Source organism: Pseudomonas sp. AGC41 (assembly GCF_057334555.1).
Genome location: NZ_JBHFJB010000163.1, coordinates 161,617 through 167,585, shown reverse-complemented (window position 1 = coordinate 167,585; position 5,969 = coordinate 161,617). Strand labels below are relative to the sequence as shown.

Below are 5,969 nucleotides of genomic sequence, written 5' to 3'. Positions count from 1 at the left end.
CGACATCATTTTCGATTGTCGGACCGCCTTCGCGAGCAGGCTCGCTCCCACAAGGGATGGTGTTTAGTCAGCCACAGTCGCCTCGCTCAACTCCTCCAGCGTCTTGCCCCGCGTCTCCATTCCAAACAACCAGACCACGCCCGCCGCCACGGCAAAACACAGCGCGCCGAGGGCGAACACTCCGCCCTGCCCGGTGATCGGAAAGACCAAGCCGGTCACCAGCGGTCCAAGCAGCGAACCGATGCGACCGACCGCCGAGGCAAAGCCCGATCCCGTGGCTCGCGCCGAGGTGGGATACAGTTCCGGGGTGTAGGTGTAGAGCACTGCCCACATGCCGAACAGAAAAAACTGCATCAGCAGCCCGGAGCCGATCAGCAGCGTGACATTCCCGCCAAACACCGCGCTCTGGCCATAAAGAAACGCCATGATCCCGCCGCCCAGCAGCGTGATGACACACACCGGTTTGCGCCCCCAGCGCTCCACCAGCCAGGCCGCCATCAGGAAACCGGGAATTCCGCCGAGGGAAATCAGCACGGTGTAATAAACCGACTGGGTCACCGCAAACCCCGACTGCTGCAGCAGCGCGCTGAGCCAGGACGTCAGCCCGTAGAACCCGAGCAAGGCAAAGAACCAGACACTCCAGATCATCATCGTGCGCTGGCGGTACAGCGGTGACCAGATCTGCGCCAGGGCCGAAAAAAAATTGCCGGGCGCCGTCGCCAGCGTCGGCAAGCGAATCGGTTCGGGCAGGTCCTGGCGACCCAGCGAGGCCCGGACCTTGTCTTCGATCCGCTTGAGTACGGTATCCGCCTCGGCGCCCCGCCCCGCCTGCTCCAGCCAACGTGGCGACTCGGGGATGAAGAAGCGAATCACCAGGACGAACACCGCCGGCACCGCCAGTACCAGGAAGATGTCCCGCCAGCCGATCAGCGGCAGCAGGAAATACGACAGCACCCCCGCCGCCACGAAGCCCAGCGGCCAGAAGCCATCCATCAAGGCGATGTAGCGTCCGCGCTGCCTCGCCGGGATCAGTTCCGAGAGCATCGACTGGGCAATCGGAAACTCCATGCCCATGCCAACGCCCAACAGGATCCGAAACAACGTCAACGTCTCGACGTCCTGAGCGGTGGAACACAGGTAACTGGCAAGCCCCCACAAGACGATGCTCCATTGGAACAGCGGTTTGCGTCCGAAGCGGTCGGCAAGCATGCCCGACAACGAAGCCCCCAGCACCATGCCGAAAAAGCTTGAACTGGCCAGCAAACCGGCCTGGGCGGCGCTCAGGCCGAACTCGGTTCTGATCGAGCCCAGCAGGAACGTCATCATGGCCAGGTCCATGGAATCAAAGAAAAACGCCAGCGCGATAATAATGAAGATCACCCGGTGATAGCCGCTCAAGGGCAACCGCTCAAGGCGTTCCGCTGCGCTGTAACCGCGAGTGTCCATATAACCTTTCCCCATCCGATAAAACCCCGGACCGAGTGTGCGCGAAACTCATGGGCGGCTATTGCTGATAACGACCTGCTTACGGCCTTAGAGCGCCATTTCCAGAGCCTCTTGCGTGGCGAATCGATGGATTTCCTGCTGTCCGAGAGCGGTTACCTGCAATGCCCTGGAGTCGTTGGGCAGGCTGAGCCAGCCGGACTGCATGAATAGTTGCAACAATGCCGCCCCCAGCGCCCCTCCCAGATGCGGACGACGTTCGCTCCAGTCAGGGCAGGCGCAGGCTATACGCGCCTCACGATGAGCCAATGCCTGGATGAACAGGCCTCGCCCGGCCAGTTGGCTGGAGCCTTTATGCGTAACGACTACCCGATGCTCAAGCTGTTCGAGCCATCCGGCTTCCAGCAGCCGCTGATACAGGTCCGCCGCCAGTGTGCCTCCCAGGTGGTCATCGCAAAGCCTGGCCCGCATCAACGAAGCGGGTGCCGTGGGTGTCCTGGTTGGCATGAGGCTGCGCTTGAAGACTTCCGGAACCTGTCGCGGCGTGCTGGCCAGGGTTGCGCTCGCCAATGCGTCGACGGCAGCGCCGATCTCGGGGGCCGCCAGGCGAAAAAACCGCTTGCGACCACGGATTTCGACCTTCACCAGCCCGCCGGCGGACAGACGTCCCAGATGGGCATTGGCCGAGGATGGCGAAAGCCCGGCCAGCAAGGCCAACTCTTCAGCTTGCCGGGCCGTACCGTCCATCAACGCCCACATCATCGCGCTGCGCTTGGGGTCGGCCAGCAGCGTGGCGATCTGACTGATGCAAGGTGCATGTTCCATGTATTCACTCCCTGTTGAATCGTTCGTCTACAGCTCTGGGCGTACTGAGCCGTAATGAGGTGCCGGCCGGTTCCTGGCCGGTTGCAGCCGTGCTCGATGCCATGCCGATACAGGCGGCCGATAGTATAAGCGTGCGGATCGCGGTTGCCTGTCCTCCGGAAACCTTTGGAGGCGATTGTTCATGAGGGAAAAGTCTCTATTTATCCGCGACTATGGTCATTATCAAAAAATCATTGAAAGAGCCTGTCGCTCCGGCCGCTTTAATCTCGCGCCTGAATAGCCAAACATGGGCTGCATCGAACCCACCTACGGAGCTGCTGCATGAAAGCCATCGCGTATTACCAATCACTGCCCATCGCCCATCCGCAATCGCTGCAAGATATCGAATTGCCTGAACCAGTCGCGGGTCCCCGGGACCTGCTGGTGGAGGTCAAGGCCATTTCGGTGAATCCCGTCGACACTAAGGTCCGCCAGAACGTCAAGCCCGAAGCAGGCGCGGCCAAGGTGCTGGGTTGGGACGTGGCCGGCGTGGTCAAGGCCGTAGGCAGCGAAGTCACGCTGTTCAAGGCCGGCGACAAGGTGTTCTACGCCGGTTCGATTGCGCGGGCTGGAGGCAACAGCGAGTTGCACGTCGTCGATGAGCGTATCGTCGGTCATATGCCGCAGACCCTCGGCTTCGCCGAAGCGGCCGCACTGCCGCTGACCGCTATCACCGCCTGGGAATTGCTGTTTGATCGATTGCAGATCAAGGAAGGCCAGAACGACCTGGGCCAGAGCCTGTTGATCGTCGGCGCCGCCGGGGGTGTGGGTTCGATCCTCACGCAACTGGCCCGCCAACTCACCGGACTGAAAGTCATCGGCAGCGCTTCCCGGCCGCAGACCCAGGAATGGGTGCGAGACCTGGGCGCCCACCTGGTTGTGGATCACAGTCAGCCGCTGAGCGATGCACTCAAGGCGGCGGGCCAGGCCCAAGTGACCCACGTTGCCAGCCTGACGCAGACCGACCAGCACTTGGACCAGCTCGTCGACGCCCTGGCGCCCCAAGGCAAACTGGCTCTGATCGATGATCCCAAATCGCTGGACGTGACCAAGCTCAAGCGCAAGAGCCTGTCGTTGCATTGGGAGTTCATGTACACCCGTTCACTGTTCGAAACCGCCGACATGCTTGAACAACACAAGTTGCTCAATCGCGTGGCACGACTGATCGACGCCGGCACGTTGAAGACCACGGTGGGCGAACACTTCGGCATCATCAATGCCGAGAACCTGCGTCGGGCTCACGCGTTGCTGGAAAGCGGCAAGTCCAAGGGCAAGATCGTGCTAGAGGGATTCTGACTGCCCGGGCAGTTGCCTCGCAGACAATCTGGGGGCAACTGCACCGTTAGTCCGACATTTGACCGTCGTCACAACTGCGCTGGGATTCGGGTCTACACTCGAGGCCTTTGCAACGCAATCTTTTACGTGAGGAGGTCAGCAATGAAGATCCTGATAAAAGAAGTGGCAAAATCCCAATGGCAAGTGCGTCTTGACCAGCACGTCGTGACCTTTCGCTCCGAAGCCGAAGCCCAGGCTTTCGCCGCGACCCTGCAAGCGCGCATCCATGCGCCGCATCAATTTCCCGAGCACCAGCAGCGTGCCGCCGGCTGATTCAGTTCTGCTGGCCCGCCTGAGCGAGCGCCCGGGCGTTCTGCAAACGACGGGTCAGCAACGCTGCACCCACCACCAATAGTCCGCAAAGGCTGATTACCATCGCCATCGGTACAGCCGTGCCGTCATGCAGCGCCGCCACCAGTGCGGCGGCCCCCGCGGCGACAGAAAACTGCAGGCATCCCAGCATCGCCGAAGCGCTGCCGGCCCGGGCCCCCTGCCCGTTCATGGCGCAGGCCGATGCATTGGGCAGGATACAACCGAGGCTGGCGATACAGATGAACAATGGAATCAATAACGGCCACAAGCGCTCCGGCTGCAAAGCGCTGACGGCCAGCAAGCTGAGCCCGGCTATCCAATAGACCCACACCGCGCGGGCCAGCAAAAATGCCGGGCCGCGCCTGGACAGCAAGCGAGCATTGACCTGGGCCACCAGGATGAAACCCGCCGCGTTGGTACCGAACAACCAGCCGAAGTGTTCGGCCGGTACGCCGTAAAGCTTGATGAAGACAAATGGCGAACCGGCGATGTAGGCAAACATCCCGGCAATGGCGATACCGCCCGTCAGGGCATGCCCGAGGAAGACCGAGTCTGTCAGAAGCCGACCGTACTGACGCAACGCGCCGGACAACGGTTGGCGAGGCACGTGGGCCGGCAGGCTCTCCGGGAGCCACAACGCGACGGCTGTCGCCGCGAGCGCGCTGAACAAGGTCAGGCCGATGAAAATCGATTGCCAACCGTACAGGTTCACCAGCAAGCCGCCGAGCATCGGCGCGAGGATCGGCGCCAGACCCATGACCAACATCAGTTGCGAGAACACCTTGGCCGACCCCACCGCATCGCATTTATCGCTGACGACCGCGCGGGAGATCACCATTCCGGCACAGCCGCCCAACGCCTGGACGAAGCGCGCGCCAATCAACCATTCGAGACTGGGCGCATAGGCACAGGCCAGCGATGCCACGGTGAACAAGCCGACGCCTGTCAGCAACGGAATACGCCGCCCAAAGCGATCCGCCACCGGCCCGTAGGCCAATTGCCCGAGGGACAGCCCGAGGAAATAAGCGGCCAGGGTCAGCTGGACATGATTTTCATCGGTGCCGAAGGCGATGGCCATCGCCGGGAAGGCCGGCAGATAGAAATCGATCGCCAAGGGACCAAAAGCGCTCAGTGCGCCAAGAATCAGAATGGTACGGAGGTTCATCGGGCGTCCAGCTCAGGCGTCAGTCGGCAGCCCGACAGTCTAGCCGGGCTGGGCGCTCTTGAACATTCCGATAGGTCGCTAACGATTGAAAAGTTTCAAGCAGGGCTGGCTTCGTATCCCTCTTCCCTGATTGCCTTGATCACGGCCTCGGACGAAAGCTTGCTTTGGACCTCGACAGTCTTGGCGCCCAGATCGACCTTTACCTCGGCGTCCGGGTCTTGGGCTTGAAGAGCCTGGGTGACAGCCTTTACACAATGACCGCAGGACATGCCTTGAACATTGAAGATCTGCATGAAAATGACTCCTTGGTTTGAGGTGGTGCGCAGTTTCAAGCTTGCCATCATGGCAAGGTCAAGTTCTGACGGAAACTGCCGGGCTGGCAATTGGCGCCGCGCTCGGCCAAGCTTCACCTATCAAGGATTTCACACCGGAGGTTCAGCCATGCGCTGGTCAGCGTTCAGCCTGTTTTGCATGCTCGGTTTTTCAGCACTGGTCCCCCAGGCATCGGCTGTTGGCGAAGACTACGGGGTGTTGATCATTTCCCGCGAGCGCCTGGAAGTCCCGACCAGCTGCGAAATCGGAGTCTATATTCAGGACCAGCTCTCGGCCAGGCTGTTCCAGGAGCAGAGCACCTCATTCAATCTGCCGCCGGGCCAGTTCTCCTTGCGCCTGAAATTGTTGCCAGGCCAGGCGCCGGGTTGCAGTCCGGGCATGCTCGCCCCCGGTTCACAGGACATCACGCTCAAGGCCGGCGACATCCTGAAGTACCGTATCGCCATGACGCATGAGGGCATGTACCTCAAGCAGGCTGATCTCGGTTACTGACACTGCGAACCCGTGTGGGGGGGGG

7 protein-coding genes are annotated in these 5,969 nt (G+C 61.3%); 3 read left to right on the top strand and 4 right to left on the bottom strand.

Annotated features, from left to right (window positions below; genetic code table 11):
• Window positions 1-63: 63 nt before the first annotated feature.
• Both ACE04F_RS28995 and ACE04F_RS28990 read right to left on the bottom strand, forming a co-directional pair.
• Window positions 64-1,446, bottom strand: coding sequence for an MFS transporter (locus ACE04F_RS28995; protein WP_486111149.1), 1,383 nt, complete (start codon window positions 1,444-1,446; stop codon window positions 64-66).
• An 87-nt stretch (window positions 1,447-1,533) separates the two neighbouring features.
• Window positions 1,534-2,268: an ArsR/SmtB family transcription factor gene (locus ACE04F_RS28990; RefSeq protein WP_486111147.1), complete on the bottom strand. Its 735-nt coding sequence runs from the start codon at window positions 2,266-2,268 to the stop codon at window positions 1,534-1,536.
• Window positions 2,269-2,589: 321 nt separating this feature from the next.
• Between ACE04F_RS28990 and ACE04F_RS28985 the strand changes: the two genes are divergently transcribed.
• Both ACE04F_RS28985 and ACE04F_RS28980 read left to right on the top strand, forming a co-directional pair.
• Window positions 2,590-3,603 (top strand): zinc-binding alcohol dehydrogenase family protein, encoded by a 1,014-nt coding sequence (locus tag ACE04F_RS28985; protein ID WP_486111145.1) that lies wholly within the window; start codon window positions 2,590-2,592, stop codon window positions 3,601-3,603.
• A 141-nt stretch (window positions 3,604-3,744) separates the two neighbouring features.
• Window positions 3,745-3,915 (top strand): hypothetical protein, encoded by a 171-nt coding sequence (locus ACE04F_RS28980; RefSeq protein ID WP_486111143.1) that lies wholly within the window; start codon window positions 3,745-3,747, stop codon window positions 3,913-3,915.
• Between the two features lies 1 nt (window position 3,916).
• Here ACE04F_RS28980 and ACE04F_RS28975 read toward each other — a convergent pair whose 3' ends face one another.
• Entirely contained in the window at window positions 3,917-5,119 is a 1,203-nt protein-coding gene (locus tag ACE04F_RS28975; protein WP_486111141.1) for a multidrug effflux MFS transporter, read from the bottom strand.
• 95 nt (window positions 5,120-5,214) lie between these two features.
• A complete protein-coding gene (locus ACE04F_RS28970; RefSeq protein WP_486111139.1) occupies window positions 5,215-5,412 on the bottom strand; it encodes a heavy-metal-associated domain-containing protein in 198 nt (65 codons plus the stop codon).
• A 148-nt stretch (window positions 5,413-5,560) separates the two neighbouring features.
• Here ACE04F_RS28970 and ACE04F_RS28965 point away from each other — a divergent pair, with 148 nt between their 5' ends.
• On the top strand, window positions 5,561-5,944 hold the full coding sequence (locus tag ACE04F_RS28965) for a hypothetical protein (RefSeq protein ID WP_486111137.1): 384 nt from the start codon (window positions 5,561-5,563) through the stop codon (window positions 5,942-5,944).
• Window positions 5,945-5,969 lie beyond the last annotated feature (25 nt).